This is a genomic window from Rhizobium sp. Leaf262 (assembly GCF_001422245.1).
GTDB lineage: Bacteria > Pseudomonadota > Alphaproteobacteria > Rhizobiales > Rhizobiaceae > Agrobacterium.
Map to the genome: position 1 here is coordinate 65,955 of NZ_LMMM01000016.1, position 15,370 is coordinate 81,324.

Sequence of the window (15,370 nt, forward strand, 5' to 3'; positions counted from 1 at the left end):
AGGAGCGGAATATTTGTCAATACGAATTGAAATCGAAAGCCAGCCGGATGAGCGAGACCAACGCCTTATCGATGAGGGACTGGACATTTTCAATTTCGCAAAAGTCGGGCCGGACAATCCGCAGGATTTATGGATTATGGCGCGGGACGCCAATGGAAGGCTGATCGGCGGCCTGAAAGGGCGCTCATCTTACGCCTGGCTTTTCATCGACTGGCTGTGGGTTTCCTCAGAGACGCGGGGCAGGGCGTTGGTGTGAAGCTCATGCAAAAGGCAGAGAGTGCCGCGCTGGAGCGTCAATGCGTTGGCGCTTACGTCTCTACATTCAGTTTTCAGGCACCGAATTTTTACCGTCGGATCGGATACGAAGACTTCGGACGAATCGATGGATTTCCCGCCGGTCACGCCTGCATATGGCTTAAGAAGACCTTTTGATAGCTAGAGACGGCATCACGTACGGTACGACATTGCTGAGAAATTTCAAATGAGGTGCCGGGTGTTGCGCACCCGGCCTCTCGTTAGTCTCTCAAAGCATATCGCTCCAGCGCATCTCGATTGATCTCGATCCCGAGACCCGGTCCATCCGGTATTTGTACCACGCCGTCGACATGATCCAGCGGGCTGGTGAGAACCGCCTGGCGATAGGGGTTCTCGGTTCGGTCGAATTCGAGAATCGGCGGGCGCGGGTTTCGGCGCGCAGGGTCCGGTGTCAGTGATGCCATTAATTGCAAAGCTGCTGCAATGGCGACGCCCGTGCCCCAGACATGCGGCACGACGCGCACGCCATAGAGGCTTGCGAGATCGACGATGCGCTTCGTTTCCGAAAAGCCACCCGTCCCGGCAAGATCGGGCTGCAGAATATCCACTGCACGGTTTTCCAGTGGCGCGCGCATGCCATAACGGCCATGCCATGTTTCGCCACCGGCAACCGGAATGGGCTGACCGGCACGCACCGCCTGATAGGCATCCAGCTGTTCCGGTACGACAGGTTCTTCGAACCAGTCGATACCCAGCGGTGCGAGCGCCTTGCCGACCTCGATGGCCTCGAGCGCATCATAGCCATGATTGGCGTCGATCATGATGCGGACGTCTGGCCCTACGGCTTCACGTGCGGCTCGGATGACGGCGATGTCTTCGGCAACATCGAAGCCGATCTTGATCTTGACCGCGTGGAAGCCCTGGCTTGCATAACCGGCAACTTCCGCCGCCACGTCCGAGACCGCATCGACACCGTCCTTGCGGAAGGAGCCGGTGGCATAGGCCTGAACGCTTTCGCGGAAACGCCCACCCAGCAGGCGCGACACGGAGGTGCCGAACCGCTTGCCCTTGATATCCCAAAGCGCGATATCGATGCCGCTTAGTGCCGTGACCGTCAGTCCCCGCTGACCCTGGTCACGCAGCAGATTATAGAGCTGGTGCCAGATGACTTCGATGTCCAGCGGGTCCCTGCCAATGAGGTGGGGCGTGTAGGCAGCTACAACTGCCGCATTCGGCTTTGCCGGGCCGAGGCATTCGCCCCAGCCCACGGTGCCATCATCACAGATGATCTCGACGAGGCAATGGATACGTCTATCGAAGCGCATCGAGGCGCTTTCGAAGGCGTGGCCCAGCTTGTAATCGAGCAGGTGTGTGCGGACCGCTTCTATCTTCATGGCTTGTACGGTCCGATCAGCTTTTCGAGCATGCCGACTTCCTCATCCGTCAGATCCGTCAATGGAGCGCGGACTGGGCCTGCATCGAAGCCCAGAAGGCGAACGCCAGCCTTGATGGCGGACACGGCGTAACCCTTCTGGCGGTTTCTGATCTCCATGAAGGGATAGAAGAAGTTGATGAGGATTCGGTCGGTCGTTGCGCGGTCGCCTGCACGCAGGGCCTTGTAGAAATCCTGTGCGAGGGCAGGCACGAAGTTGAAGACGGCGGACGAATAAGTCGTAACGCCGGCACCCAGATAGGCATCGGCAAACAGTTCTGCCGTCGGCATGCCGCCGAGATAGGTGAGGCGGTCACCAACTGTCGCGGTGATTTTGCGCACGAGACCAATGTCGCCCGAACCATCCTTGAAACCCACCAGATTGGGGCAGGCGTCGCACAGCTTCTGCAGCGTTTCGGCAGTCAAAATGGAGTTGTCGCGGTTGTAGACCATCACGCCGATGGAGATGGAATCGCATACCGCCTTGATGTGGGCATAAAGGCCAGCCTGGGAGGCATCCATCAGATAATGCGGCAGAAGAAGAATGCCGTCAGCACCGGCCTTTTCGGCGCTCTGTGCGATCTGAATGGCGATCTTGGTGCCGTAACCGCAACCGGAAACGATCGGGACGGAACCGGCAGCGGATTTTGCAGCCTTGACGACCGTACCCACTTCTTCAGGCGCTAGCGAGAAGAACTCGCCCGTACCACCAGCGGCAAACAGGACGGTAGCATCGAAACCGGACAACCAGCCGACATGCTCGACATATGGCTTTTCGTTGAATTCGCCGTCTTTCGTAAATGGGGTAACGGGGAAAGAAAGCAGTCCCGCACCGAGCGCGACTTTGAGTTCCTGTGGGTCCATAGCCATGAATTTCGAGTCTCCGATTGTTAGCTGAGACGGATAATATTCGAGATACTACCTGTGTCAAGAACTTATAATACAAGTTGAGTTGCTCGTTCACGTCGAGCGTAGTGCCGCCCATTCCAAATTCGGAAAAAAATACAGACAATAGAATTTCTGTTCCATTGACGGTCAGCCTCTTGAAAAAACATCGTTCGGGCGTAGAGGTAGGATGACAACCATATTCAGGTATGACCACAAGGCAATAAGCTTTGATCATGCCATGGCAGATTTGGAGGAACTCATGCTCAAAACATTGTTGTTGACCGGTGCTGCTGGCGGTGTCGGCAAGGCCATTCGCCCACTATTGGCTGAAATCGCCGAGAAAGTGGTGCTGTCCGACATGGTGGACATTGCAGATTTGGCCGCGCATGAGCGCTTTGTGAAATGCGATTTGTCAAACCGCGCGGAAGTCGACACAGCCTTAACAGGCGTTGACGGGATCATCCATCTTGGCGGCATTTCGGTCGAAAGGCCGTTCGAACTCATCCTCAAGGGCAATATAGAAGGCGTCTACAACCTGTATGAGGCCGCACGACACAATGGTCAGCCACGTATTGTCTTTGCCAGTTCCAACCACACCATAGGTTATCACCGGCGCGATCAAAAGCTCGACGGCAAGACATTGATGCGGCCGGATTCGCTCTATGGCGTTTCGAAATGCTTCGGGGAGAATATGGCCAGCTTCTACTTCGACAAGTTCGGGCAGGAGACGCTGTCCGTGCGAATCGGTTCGCTGACGCCGAAACCCCAGACGACCCGTATGCTTGCGACATGGCTCAGCGCCAGAGATTTCGTTTCGCTCTGCGCCCGTGGGTTCGAAGCACCGCGGCTGGGCAATGCAGTGGTGTATGGCGCTTCCAACAATGATGAAAGCTGGTGGGACAACAGCGACGCGGCATTCCTGGGTTGGAAGCCGCAGGACAACTCGGCGAAGTGGCGCGCCGAGGTCTTGAGCGAAGCCGGAAAGGAAGATCCAAAGGACCCGGCCCACATCTACCAAGGTGGTGCATTCACCAAACTTGGACATCCGGCAGACGGTTGATCGTGGGCATAAAAGGAGGGGGAGATTGCCGGGCTATGCTGCTACTTCGGCTTATCCTGGTTCTCTGAGTCGTATTGCACCCAGCGGAAAAAGAAGTAGATCGGCAGCGCAATCAGCGCGAGTGTAAAGATCGAGTTCGCAAACATGGTTCATCCCATAGCAACGCGGCTTCATCATGAAGTCGACGCAATGATTATGAGCGATAAATTATTGAGAAATATTGAATCTAACGGGTAAAATCATAGGGCGGCCGGTGCGATGATGTTTTAAGACAGGACATTTTCACAGCAAGTCCGAAAGATCGTTAATGAAACGTCAATTCGTAAACTTGCCCGTCTCGCTTTATCATCGCACCAACTCTCTGCATGAACGGTCGATCCAACGAGAAAATGCTCTATGGCTTCAACAGGAGCATCGATGGCAATGTCTCTCGCTCCAGCAGGCGCAGGAAGAAATAGCCGATACCGGCCTTGCCGAGCAGCAGGTTTGGTGATTTACCTCGTTGCTGTACGCCGCAGGGAAGCGGTAGTTCAGGCGTCAAGAAATGCTCTATGATGAAATGCCCGACGTGATCTGCAAAGATTGCGATATCGTCGCGTTTCAGTTGCACGCCGGCAGACAACACGAAATCTCCGATGCCGGTCAGTCCATGGCATAGGCAGAGATCCATGGCCTGTGGCGCCATTCCCCCGGTCAGCAGGCGCGATGCGTCCTGTAGAGCAACATTAATTTCATCCCGCGCCGCCGCGTCCTCTGGCAGCAGTTCCATCACCCGCAGGCGCGACATTCCAATACCAGCCGAGCCTGCGCACCATGTACAATTGCAGCCGGGTGGTAGCGTCGCTGCACCAGCAGTGATGGTGTCGACGCGAAAGTCCGGCCACCCGCGTCTTGAGGTATCGAACCAGCTTCGTTCATAGCGTAGCGCTTCTTGCGCACCGTGCAGAAGAGACACGTCTCCGCTGACGGCGTGCGCTTCAAGCAGGGCGATGGCCATGCCGGAAACACCATGGGCGTAACCAAGGAGATTACGGTGTTTCGGCATCAAAGAGGGCCAGGACAAGCCATTCGCATCCATCACGCCTGCAGCCAGCAGTCGTCCAGCATGCATCACCGCCGCATCCAACAGTTCGGGGCGTGCATAGCGTCTGCCTAGGTGTAGCAGGGCGGGGATCGCGCTTGCGCAGCCCGCAATGACGTCCAGCGCGTCGTCCGTAAAGGATTGGTTGACGTCACGTTCGGCCAGCGCCAGTCCCTGCTCGACCCAGTCCAGCCTGTCGAGCACGCTGCCTGTTTCGCACAGCGTGTGGGCTACCCCCAGGCGGCCAGTGTAGAAACTTCTTTGTGCATGCGTGTCGAAATCCTCCAACCGCGCCTGCATTTGGCGGATGGCACCATCGATTGTTGCGAGCAGCCGCGGAGAGGGGGAGTGGACAGCAAGCCGAGACAGAAACAGCGCGATACCTGCAACCCCGTCGTAAAGTGCAGCCGAACTCGTGCGATAGGCCGCAATAGCACTGCCGTCCGCGATCGTCATCGCCCACCCCATCCATGTGCATCGGCCCTCATGCCAGACCGCATCGCGGCAAAGCTGCTTGCCGATGCGGTCGGCGGCTTCCAGAAAATCATGATGAGGTTGTTCGGTCTGCGCTTCTCTTGGAAGGTTCATTATCCGGAATCCTTATCGGCTCTCGAAGGTATAGAGATCGGTGTTGCCTGCGGCCAAATGCGGTGTGGTCAGAGAAAGGCCTTCTTCTGCGAAGCGTAGCGCCAGAAAATCGAAGCGCGCCTCGGCTGATTGTTCGCCTGCAGCCCAGGCCGCCACGATGGCATCCGCCATCAGCATCGTCCGGGATTGCCCAAAACTCATACCAAAACCGGGATCGTCGGCTCCGCCCATGCCATCGTGAAGAGGCTTTGAGAAAAGCGGCACGCCGCTGCCCAGATCCGGTGGTGATTCCGCAAAGGCATCCCGAAAGAGCGCCAGCGCAAATGCCAGATGTCGCCGGGCGAAATAGAAGACTGTACTGTCCGTGCGGCCATATGCCGACGGTGCGAGGAGCGTCTTTGCTCGGAAGGGAACTGCGTGGCCGTCCAGAGCCATCACCAGCCTTTGCATCAAAATCGCCACCGTTTCCGGTCTCGTGTTGAGATATAGGCGCGCCAGCGCCGCGTCGTCATGGTCGCAATGCGGTGCGTGTCCGGTGATGTGATAGAAGGCCGATTGTACCCGCGACGATGCCAGCGATAGCATGATAGAGACGATCGAATGGATTTGTACCGGTCCGGGTAAGGCGAGGGTGAAGGCGCCCGGCTGTACCTGTCGGTAGCATTCGCCTTTTCGCACATGGACCGCGCCATTTGCATCGACCTTGTAGACCTGCCAATGGTGCGACCACTGCATGCTTTCGGGAAATGCGGCCTGCAACTGCTTGAGAAGGTCGGCATCCGTGATATCGCTGTCGGTCGCTGGCGGATCCAGAGCGAAAGGCCGCGCATAGGCTGCATCGTAAAGTGCTGGCCACAGCGCGTCCGACAGGCCTTTCGTCACGGACATGGCGGGTGCTGCCGGATTGATTGGTGGAAGTGTCACCACCTGGCGACGACCGATCTGAAACTGGCTGACATTGATGATTTTGACCGCACCGAAGATTTCGATCAATGACGTCTGCAAGGCGTCTGGTGTAGCAAGAGTGTCTTGTGTGACCTCGAATTGTCTGTCCATGGCGTTCATGCTGCTACTCCCGTGTGATCAAGGCCAAACAGGTGTCGCGCTGCACTGGGTGGATGGTTGAAAATCTCGTTCGCCGTGCGGATAGCCTGAATGGCCGGAGGAGAAATTTCTGCGGTCGATTGCGCGATTTCATAGGCGGTCAGTACGAGGCGCGCAGCCGCAAAGCGCGCGCAGCGATGTTGCGCCTGCATCTGCTGTTGCGGTGTCAGGGAGAATGCGCTTGCATAGGCATTCCAGAATGCCTTGCAGCAGGCCTGTGCACCAGCAATCTCATGTGCTGGTGCCGGACCCAGAGCCTGCCCCTGGGCCGAAAACCGTCCGACGATGAGGGGCTGCACGAAGCTCGCCAGCACGCAGGCGACATCCCACGCTGCGTCCCCAAGGTCCGCCAGTTCCCAGTCAATCAGTTGAACGGTGGCTTTGCTCGTGCCCTTTTGCCCGGAAGAAACAAGAAAGTTCTCCCATTTCAGATCGCCGTGGATGAGACAGTTGCGCCGCCATTCTGTCTTCAGAAGCGTCATCTGCTCACTCAATAAACGTTGGGCGCGCAGTGCTGCCAGAACACCTTTCGCACCGCCGCTCATATTCGGCATCATGCTTTCGCCGAAATCGGAAAAGCTGAGAATCCACGGTGGCTGCGCGGGAAAGATACCTCGGCTTGAGGGCTCTTCGAGGGTGTCGGGTGTGTGTCGATGACACACGGACAGGAGGTTTCCTAGCTGGGTTGCGATGTCCTCCATCGCGCCTGGAACAGCGGCTACCTGCATCTGATAAAATGTTAGGCTCTGTGAATTCGGCACCAGATCGACTGCCAGCACATGCCTCTGCCTGTCGTAATGGCGGATACGCGGCATTAAAGCACGCAGATTCGCATTGACGGAACTGTCGTCCGCCAGCGCGTAAAGCGTTGCCTCGCGTTGCACGGACTGCATCGTCTCGGTGGCGGCAAGGGGGATTTGCTTCACGAAAAAGCCGGTTCCATCCCGTCGGAAAAGCTTGAAGTTTCTGTTGCGTCGCCCTGCTTCAACAATCGTGATGTCATCGTCGAGAAGCTCACTTGCTGCAAGAACGTTTCGGTCCATGAGATAAGGCACGAGCGTGCCGCTTGTCAGATACATGTCTTTCCCCAAGGTCGGAGGCGCGTTTCGCATAAAGCCGATGAATGTCAGTCGCAACGCTGACTCAAAACGATCCCATCGGCCGGGGAAGGCCGATGGGCAGAGCATTGTCACCTAGAGGTGACTGCCGATGTTCTTACTGGCCCGTGCAATGCATATGCGTCGGGTTGCATACAGTAGCGAATGTACCGCAGCCGATTGACGTCGGTGGTGTGACCGTCGCCTGCGGAGCGGCGGCGGCGCCACTGCAAACGATCGGAATACCCGTTGAGCAAATCGGCGTCAGGGTTACCTGGCAAACAGGCGTCAGCGTGATGCTCTGCTGCTGCTGAGGTGCTGCTGCCTGCTGCACTCCGGCAGCGCCATTGCAGATGATGGGGACGCCGGTTGCCGGGCAGATCGGCGTGAGATTGGTAATCTGGCAAACAGGTGTCAGCGTGATGCCCTGCTGTTGCTGGGGCGGTGTTGCCTGCTGCACTCCGGCAGCGCCGTGGCAAATAACGGGAACGCCGGTCGGTGGGCAAATCGGTGTGATGTTGGTGATCTGGCAAACGGGCGTCAGTGTAATGTTCTGTTGCTGCTGGGGCATTTCAGCCTGCGGTGCTGCCGCAGCGCCGCTGCAGATGATCGGAATGCCTGTGGAGCAGACTGGCGTCAGTGTGATGCTCTGCTGTTGCTGCTGAGGTGCACCGGCCGGCTGAGGCGGCATGACTGTGAGTTGAGGGCAAGGATGGACAGCCGTGTGGCAACCGAGAAGACTGGTCGGCGGGCAGTGCCAATAAGCCGTTGGGCCAACGGTTCCCTGCTGGTCCTGAGCGGCTGGCGGCTGGCAATGCTGAACTGCGGTCTGGCAACCGAGCAGGCTGGTCTGTGGGCAGTGCCAGTAAGCTGTTGGCCCAATCGTTCCCGGCTGGTTCTGGCCCGCTGGTGGTGGGCAAGGATGAACAGCCGTGTGGCAGCCGAGAAGACTGGTCGGCGGGCAATGCCAATAAGCCGTTGGGCCAACGGTTCCCTGCTGGCTCTGACCGGCAGGCGGCTGGCAATGTTGAACTGCGGTCTGGCAACCGAGAAGACTGGTTGGCGGGCAATGCCAATAAGCTGTTGGGCCGATTGGTTCCTGCTGGTTCTGACCGGCAGGCGGCTGGCAATGCTGAACCGCGGTCTGGCAACCGGGAAGGCTTGTTGGTGGGCAATGCCAGTAGGCCGTAGGGCCGATGATGGTTTGCGCGGCTGCCGGTTGGCAGCCAAATGAGGTGTAGGTCATCGATCAATTCCCGTGTTTTTCGTTAAGGGAGCTCTGTGACGCGTCTGGAGAGCGCAGCATGTCGATGGCAACCACCGGTAATTTCCTGACATTCTTCTAATTCTCCTTTGACGAGAAATTTTCTATTGTACTTTTTAAAGTTGTGCAATTAAAAAATACATTTATAACGAGTATTTGGAAAAATATAGTCGGATTGCGTGTAGGGATGAGACGATGAATTCCCAGCAAATGCGGCGTTTTCCGAAGTGTTCACCTCCCGGTTCAGGAGAAGATAGCCATGACTTCCGATACAGCCGATATCAACGATGACGGCCCGGTTGAGCCGGGTCGCTCCTCTAGCCGCTTCATCATTTCACACCGCATGGCACCCTATCGCGATGGCCGCGCAAGGCGTTCCGCGAAGGGTAATTTCAGTGAGCGGCTGACGCGCACACTGGGTGGAGCGATGGATATCGTCAGCGACAACGGTGTGGAAAGAGACGACGTCCGCCGCGTGCTCGTCATCGACGCGGATGAGGCAGAGCTTCTGGCAAAGACACGCGAGCTTTCGCCGGACACGATCGTGGAGCGGGAGGCCTTGCGTTGGCCTGCATCGTTGCGCATGGCCCCCTGGGGTACTCCAACGCCGATATCCTCGACATCGCAGGTGCAGTCGGTGGGCAATCCCCCGGTAAACACGAGTCCTTTTACGCTGACCGTGACGTCCGACGGGGTGCCGCTGGTGGGTGCGCAGGTTGAGCTTGGGCTGGCGGCTCTGACGCCGGGTGCGCAGCCCTCCAGCATCTGCGTTGCCACGGATGCGCAGGGTTCTGCCTCGTTTCAATTTGACGAGACGCAGTACGTTCCCGTCACCGCGCAGATTTCGCCGCACGGTTCGGCATGGTCCGGCATGCTCGTGCGACCCTTATCGGGCGGTACGATGGATCTCGGCTCTCTGCCAGCGTCGGGGCCGCTGGGATGGTGGCATCACCTGGCGGGTATCAGCGATTTCGATCTGCAGGCGGGTGCAGGCATCCGTGTGGGCGTCATCGATTCGGGGCTGGGGCCGCATGCCTATCTGGACCACATCGTTACGGCAGGCGCTTTCATCGATGGTGGTTTTCAACCTGGCGCTCTCGCTACTGCCGACGTGCTCTGGCACGGAACGCATGTATCGGGCCTCATCGGCGCTCGTCCGCCAGCCGATACCGGAGGATATGCCGGGTTGGCACCGGGGGCGGATATCTTCACTGCTCGGGTGTTTGCGCCGGGCAGGGGGGCAAACCAGGGTGATATTGCCGCAGCAATCGATGCCATGGTCAATGGCCACGAAGTCGATCTGATCAATCTTAGTCTGGGAGGCGCGGCCTCCGCCATCGAATATGACGCCGTGCTCGCCGCATATGGTCGCGGTGCGCTCTGTATCTGTGCGGCAGGAAACGATTTCGGCAAGCCCGTGCTTGCTCCTGCCAGTTACCCGCTGTCGGTGGCGGTGTCCGCTGTCACGATGCCGGGCACATTTCCTGTCAGCAACCTCGCCAACCTCACGCGGCCAGCGCAGCCGGATCATTATGGCACGGGCGGTCTTTTCCTGCCGACATACTCCAATGTCGGCCGGCAGATGGCGGTGACCGCGGGTGGCTCGGCCGTCATTTCCGCGGTTCCGGCAACGACCGACGATCCTGCGCCCTATGCGGATATGTCCGGCACATCCATGGCCACGCCCGTCACAACGGGTGCGCTTGCTGCCAGATTGTCGCAGGATGCGGTCTATAACACCCTGCAACGAACATCCGCCCGGGCAAAATATGCACGTTCGATTCTGGAGCAGAGCGCGCTTAACATAGGTCTGGCCCAACAATACCAAGGTCACGGGCTGAGCCGCAGCCGCTAGACAGGGATGACCCGACCGACCCATCACCAAGCGGTGCCATTCGATCTCGAGGGATGTCGAATGGCACCGCCATGTGCGATACTCCGCGCTCCACGGAGGACGACATGACCGAATCGGAAAAAATCTACCTCATCACCTTCCGCCACGACGCTCCTCAGCCGCCAGACTGGCAATCCAACCTGTCGAAAATTCCCGGCCTGAGGCTGTTATCCACGACAGGCCGTTACGCCCGGATCACCTGCACCGCCGAAACCCTGACCAAAGCTCGCGCAACGCTGGGGCAGGACGCCATCATAGAAGAGGAAATTCCTCGATATTTTTGATGGTTCAGCGCAATGACCTACATGCCGGGTGATCACGGACATATTCTGCTGAAAATTTGAATGATGTGGAGATGAGTGGTGGGCGATGAGAGACTCGAACTCCCGACATCCTCGGTGTAAACGAGGCGCTCTACCAACTGAGCTAATCGCCCTTCGCGTCTTGCGGATCGTGTCCGCCGCGTCGGTGGCCGTGATGTATTGGTATCGGAAAAAAACCGCAAGAGCTTTTGTGAAGTTTTTTTGTTTTTTTCGATTTTTATGAAAGCCGAACTGTGACCGGCGGTGCCAAGACCTTTCAGAATGCCAAGCGAAAAGGGAGTTTGGCGCGTCCTGCGGAGCGCTCGACCTTTTCCACAGACATAAAGAGCGCTTTGTTGCAGCAGGCGCGATGCATATGGAGCGAAAGGTTGGGCCGATGAACCTCGCGCACTGAAAATTCCAGCGAGTCACCCTTTTTATTTGCCCGTCTGCTCTCGCGTTGAGACGCTGTGGATAAGTGCGGTGCGGCGGCAACAAAAAACGATGGAAGAAAAAGTGCCGGGAAACCGGGCCTTCCGGAAGCTTTGTGAAATCAAAATGACGAAGCTTATTCTTTTGTCGTGAAAGCTGCTTGACACCCCAACGCGAACGCCTTAGTTAGCCGCTCAACGAACAGCCGAGGCGAGTTCGTAAGACCGGTTTCGGCCAGTCTTTAGGGAATGTGCGGGTGTAGCTCAGTTGGTTAGAGTGCCGGCCTGTCACGCCGGAGGTCGCGGGTTCGAGCCCCGTCACTCGCGCCATTCCTTCCTCGAGATCTACGGACTTCCAACAGTCCGACATAATGCGCGGGTGTAGCTCAGTTGGTTAGAGTGCCGGCCTGTCACGCCGGAGGTCGCGGGTTCGAGCCCCGTCACTCGCGCCATTTCTTCTTCTCAGCAAGTTGAAATGTCTCAAACAGTGATTTGACGCCAGGCGTCTTCCCCAAACTTTTCACATATTACCGCATCTGATGCTGATGCTTGTTCAGTCTTGTGCTGCGCGCGAAAAGGGTATTCCCGTATCCCCACGATGTAATTTTTGGCAGCAGAAGGGCGTGATTTCTTGTGCCCTTTCGTCATGTTTTAACGGGTCAGCCGCTGAGAAAATCATCTATCTTTTCTCCTGTGATCATGCGACAAAACTTCTATCTTAGGAAGCGCTTTAATTTGCGTCTTCCCAAAGAGTTAGCGGTGATTTTCGCGGTCTGTGATGGATGATTTAGGTGGCATCTGGTCTGCTCGAGTTCACGATTGACCTGAAATGACACTTAAATGCTTGCAGAGAGAGCGTGGCTGGGATAACCACTGCGGCGTTGCAACATAATTTCGACCCTACGGATTCTCATCCAAAAGGGATATGCTCGACGCTCGTTCGAGTAAGGAAGAGACAATGACTGAACTCCTCAGTTCCTACATTCCGATCGCAATCTTCATTGGTATCGCGCTTGTCATCGGTCTGGCGCTGTTGATTGCGCCTTTCGCCGTTGCCTACAAGAACCCCGACCCGGAAAAGCTGTCTGCCTTCGAGTGCGGTTTCAATGCGTTCGACGACGCACGCATGAAGTTCGACATTCGCTTCTATCTGGTGTCGATTCTGTTCATCATCTTCGACCTCGAAGTCGCCTTCCTGTTCCCGTGGGCTGTGTCCTTCGGTGAAATCGGCTGGTTCGGTTTCTGGTCCATGATGGTTTTCCTCGGCGTTCTCACCATCGGCTTTATCTATGAATGGAAGAAGGGGGCACTGGAATGGGCGTAGTTCAGAACGACACCACGCTTGTCGCGCCAAAGCCCAAGGGCATCATCGATCCTTCGACGGGCAAGCCTGTCGGCAGCGATGACGGCTATTTTACCGAAATCAACGACGAGCTTGCAGACAAGGGTTTTCTGGTCACGTCCACGGACGAGCTGATCACCTGGGCGCGCACTGGCTCCTTGATGTGGATGCAGTTCGGTCTGGCCTGCTGCGCCGTTGAAGGTCTGATGCAGGCTTCCGGCCCACGTTACGACATGGAACGCTTCGGCGTTGCACCGCGTGCATCACCGCGCCAGTCGGACGTCATGATCGTTGCCGGCACGCTCACCAACAAGATGGCGCCTGCGCTTCGCAAGGTCTATGACCAGATGCCGGAGCCGCGTTACGTGATCTCGATGGGCTCCTGCGCCAATGGCGGCGGTTATTACCATTATTCCTACGCCGTCGTGCGTGGTTGCGACCGTGTGGTTCCCGTCGATATCTACGTGCCGGGCTGTCCCCCCACGGCGGAGGCGCTGCTTTACGGCGTGCTTCTGCTGCAAAAGAAAATCCGGCGTACCGGTACGATCGAGCGTTAAGGGCAGAGGACTTACAAATGAGCGAAGCTCTCAACGATCTCTCCGCCTATGTGCAGGAAGCACGCGGTTCCCTGGTGGAATCCGCGGTCATTGCTTATGACGAACTGACGCTGAACACCACGCCTGAAAACGTTATCGCGCTGTTGACCTTCCTGCGTGACGACGTGCAGTGCGCTTTCGTCAACATCATCGATATCTGTGGTGTAGACTGGCCGAGCCGCGAAAAGCGTTTTGACGTCGTCTATCATCTGCTGTCGCCGCGCCAGAACCTGCGCGTTCGCATCAAGCTTCAGGTGGCGGAAGACGAAGCCGTTCCTTCGGCGACCTCCGTTTTCTACGGTGCAGAATGGTTCGAGCGCGAAGCATGGGACATGTACGGCATTCCATTCGAAGGCCATTCTGACCTGCGTCGCATTCTGACCGACTACGGTTTTGAAGGTCATCCGCTGCGCAAGGATTTCCCGGTCACGGGCTTTGTGGAAGTGCGCTATGATGACGTGTTGAAGCGCGTTCTCTACGAGCCGGTCGAGCTGAAGCAGGAATTCCGTAATTTCGACTTTCTCTCCCCTTGGGAAGGAACAGACTATGTTCTTCCGGGCGATGAAAAGGCTAAGCCATGACAGAACATAACGTTCGCAATTTTACGATCAACTTCGGCCCGGAACATCCTTCCGCGCACGGCGTGTTGCGTCTCGTCCTCGAGCTCGACGGCGAAATCGTCGAGCGCGTCGATCCGCATATCGGCCTGCTGCACCGCGGCACGGAAAAGCTGATCGAGACCAAGACCTATCTTCAAGCTTTGCCCTATTTCGACCGCCTCGACTACGTTGCGCCGATGAACCAGGAGCATGCCTTCTCGCTGGCAGTTGAAAAGCTTCTCGGTCTTGAGATTCCGATGCGTGGCCAGTTGATCCGCGTCCTGTTCTCCGAGATTGGCCGCATTCTGTCGCACATCATGAACGTCACGACGCAGGCCATGGACGTGGGCGCGATGACGCCACCCGTCTGGGGCTTCGAAGAGCGCGAAAAGCTGATGGTGTTTTACGAGCGCGCTTCGGGTGCCCGTCTGCACGCCGCCTATTTCCGTCCCGGTGGCGTTCATCAGGACCTGCCGCCTGAACTGGTGGACGATATCGGCAAATGGTGCGATCCATTCATCACCGTTCTCGACAATATCGAAGGCCTGTTGACGGATAACCGCATCTACAAGCAGCGTAACGTTGATATCGGCGTCGTGTCTCTGGAAGATGCCTTTGCCTGGGGCTTTACCGGCGTCATGGTTCGTGGTTCGGGCGCTGCCTGGGACTTGCGCCGCGCGCAGCCTTACGAGTGCTATTCCGATCTCGAATTCGACATTCCCGTCGGCAAGAACGGCGACTGTTATGACCGTTACCTGATCCGCATGCAGGAAATGCGCGAATCGGTAAAGATCATGAAACAGTGCGTCGAGCTGTTGCAGGGCAAGCATCGCATTGGTGCTGTGTCATCGCTGGATGGCAAGGTCGTTCCGCCCAAGCGTGGCGAAATGAAGCGTTCGATGGAAGCGCTGATCCACCACTTCAAGCTTTACACCGAAGGCTATCACGTTCCGGCTGGCGAAGTGTACGCAGCCGTCGAAGCGCCAAAGGGCGAGTTCGGCGTCTATGTCGTTGCCGATGGTTCAAACAAGCCTTACCGTTGCAAGATCCGCGCTCCGGGTTATGCGCATCTGCAAGCAATGGACTTCCTTTGCAAAGGCCATCAGCTTGCCGACGTCACCGCTGTTCTCGGCTCTCTCGACATCGTGTTCGGGGAGGTTGACCGCTGATGCGTTTGCCGCTGGCCACTTCGGCTTTTCTTGCTGCGACTGCACCGCTCTTCGCCCAAACGGCGCAAGAGAGTGTTCCGTCGCAATCAAGCGGCGGTTCATCAACTGTCAAGCAGCTTCTGTCACAAGGATACGAGATCAAGTCCTCGCTTCCTAATGGCGGAAAATTCATTGTGTTCATGCAAAAAGACAAAGCGGCCTATGCCTGCGAATTCGTCACGGTGACGAAATCGCGGTGCGAGTCGCTCAATTGATGGGGCGTGAGGAA

16 protein-coding genes and 3 tRNA genes are annotated in these 15,370 nt (G+C 57.2%); 12 read left to right on the plus strand and 7 right to left on the minus strand.

Features of this window, described 5'->3' with window-relative positions; genetic code table 11:
* The first annotated feature begins 13 nt into the window (after positions 1–13).
* On the plus strand, positions 14–256 hold the full coding sequence (locus ASF29_RS24700) for a hypothetical protein (RefSeq protein WP_200925541.1): 243 nt from the start codon (positions 14–16) through the stop codon (positions 254–256).
* A 5-nt stretch (positions 257–261) separates the two neighbouring features.
* The gene (locus tag ASF29_RS25110; protein WP_348271311.1) at positions 262–432 is read left to right on the plus strand and encodes an acetyltransferase; all 171 of its coding nucleotides are present in this window, start codon (positions 262–264) and stop codon (positions 430–432) included.
* A gap of 83 nt (positions 433–515) precedes the next feature.
* Here the strand turns inward: ASF29_RS25110 and ASF29_RS14465 are convergent, their stop codons facing one another.
* On the minus strand, positions 516–1,649 hold the full coding sequence (locus ASF29_RS14465; protein ID WP_062451375.1) for a mandelate racemase/muconate lactonizing enzyme family protein: 1,134 nt from the start codon (positions 1,647–1,649) through the stop codon (positions 516–518).
* A complete protein-coding gene (gene kdgD, locus ASF29_RS14470; protein WP_062451676.1) occupies positions 1,646–2,551 on the minus strand; it encodes a 5-dehydro-4-deoxyglucarate dehydratase in 906 nt (301 codons plus the stop codon). Before kdgD ends, ASF29_RS14465 begins: the two co-directional genes overlap by 4 nt.
* A 283-nt stretch (positions 2,552–2,834) precedes the next feature.
* Between kdgD and ASF29_RS14475 the strand changes: the two genes are divergently transcribed.
* On the plus strand, positions 2,835–3,635 hold the full coding sequence (locus ASF29_RS14475; RefSeq protein WP_062451677.1) for an NAD(P)-dependent oxidoreductase: 801 nt from the start codon (positions 2,835–2,837) through the stop codon (positions 3,633–3,635).
* 394 nt (positions 3,636–4,029) lie between these two features.
* Here ASF29_RS14475 and ASF29_RS14480 read toward each other — a convergent pair whose 3' ends face one another.
* The 4 genes from ASF29_RS14480 to ASF29_RS24425 all read right to left on the minus strand — a co-directional run bounded on the left by ASF29_RS14480 (position 4,030) and on the right by ASF29_RS24425 (position 8,751).
* Positions 4,030–5,304 carry a lanthionine synthetase LanC family protein gene (locus ASF29_RS14480; RefSeq protein WP_062451376.1) on the minus strand — a complete coding sequence of 425 codons (1,275 nt, stop codon included), beginning with the start codon at positions 5,302–5,304 and terminating at the stop codon, positions 4,030–4,032.
* A 12-nt stretch (positions 5,305–5,316) separates the two neighbouring features.
* Entirely contained in the window at positions 5,317–6,369 is a 1,053-nt protein-coding gene (locus ASF29_RS14485) for a T3SS effector HopA1 family protein (protein WP_062451377.1), read from the minus strand.
* On the minus strand, positions 6,366–7,487 hold the full coding sequence (locus ASF29_RS14490) for an aminoglycoside phosphotransferase family protein (protein ID WP_062451378.1): 1,122 nt from the start codon (positions 7,485–7,487) through the stop codon (positions 6,366–6,368). Before ASF29_RS14490 ends, ASF29_RS14485 begins: the two co-directional genes overlap by 4 nt.
* A gap of 136 nt (positions 7,488–7,623) precedes the next feature.
* On the minus strand, positions 7,624–8,751 hold the full coding sequence (locus ASF29_RS24425) for a hypothetical protein (protein WP_156462682.1): 1,128 nt from the start codon (positions 8,749–8,751) through the stop codon (positions 7,624–7,626).
* Positions 8,752–9,028: 277 nt separating this feature from the next.
* Between ASF29_RS24425 and ASF29_RS14505 the strand changes: the two genes are divergently transcribed.
* Both ASF29_RS14505 and ASF29_RS14510 read left to right on the plus strand, forming a co-directional pair.
* On the plus strand, positions 9,029–10,624 hold the full coding sequence (locus ASF29_RS14505) for a S8 family serine peptidase (protein ID WP_062451381.1): 1,596 nt from the start codon (positions 9,029–9,031) through the stop codon (positions 10,622–10,624).
* A 104-nt stretch (positions 10,625–10,728) separates the two neighbouring features.
* Entirely contained in the window at positions 10,729–10,947 is a 219-nt protein-coding gene (locus ASF29_RS14510) for a hypothetical protein (protein WP_062451382.1), read from the plus strand.
* Positions 10,948–11,023: 76 nt separating this feature from the next.
* On the opposite strand, the gene ASF29_RS14515 is transcribed toward ASF29_RS14510, so the two are convergent.
* A tRNA-Val gene (locus ASF29_RS14515) sits at positions 11,024–11,099 on the minus strand.
* Between the two features lie 550 nt (positions 11,100–11,649).
* Between ASF29_RS14515 and ASF29_RS14520 the strand changes: the two genes are divergently transcribed.
* The 7 genes from ASF29_RS14520 to ASF29_RS14550 all read left to right on the plus strand — a co-directional run bounded on the left by ASF29_RS14520 (position 11,650) and on the right by ASF29_RS14550 (position 15,356).
* Positions 11,650–11,726 (plus strand) — tRNA-Asp (locus ASF29_RS14520).
* Between the two features lie 45 nt (positions 11,727–11,771).
* Positions 11,772–11,848 (plus strand) — tRNA-Asp (locus ASF29_RS14525).
* 506 nt (positions 11,849–12,354) lie between these two features.
* The gene (locus ASF29_RS14530; RefSeq protein WP_042619792.1) at positions 12,355–12,720 is read left to right on the plus strand and encodes an NADH-quinone oxidoreductase subunit A; all 366 of its coding nucleotides are present in this window, start codon (positions 12,355–12,357) and stop codon (positions 12,718–12,720) included.
* Complete coding sequence (locus ASF29_RS14535; protein WP_062451383.1) at positions 12,711–13,295, plus strand: NADH-quinone oxidoreductase subunit B; 585 nt, start codon at positions 12,711–12,713, stop codon at positions 13,293–13,295. Before ASF29_RS14530 ends, ASF29_RS14535 begins: the two co-directional genes overlap by 10 nt.
* Before the next feature lie 17 nt (positions 13,296–13,312).
* Positions 13,313–13,915 (plus strand): NADH-quinone oxidoreductase subunit C, encoded by a 603-nt coding sequence (locus tag ASF29_RS14540; protein ID WP_062451384.1) that lies wholly within the window; start codon positions 13,313–13,315, stop codon positions 13,913–13,915.
* Positions 13,912–15,102, plus strand: a complete 1,191-nt coding sequence (locus ASF29_RS14545; protein WP_062451385.1) for an NADH-quinone oxidoreductase subunit D — start codon at positions 13,912–13,914, stop codon at positions 15,100–15,102. Before ASF29_RS14540 ends, ASF29_RS14545 begins: the two co-directional genes overlap by 4 nt.
* Positions 15,102–15,356, plus strand: a complete 255-nt coding sequence (locus tag ASF29_RS14550) for a hypothetical protein (RefSeq protein WP_062451386.1) — start codon at positions 15,102–15,104, stop codon at positions 15,354–15,356. The genes ASF29_RS14545 and ASF29_RS14550 overlap by 1 nt, the downstream gene beginning before the upstream one ends.
* The last annotated feature ends 14 nt before the right edge of the window (positions 15,357–15,370 follow it).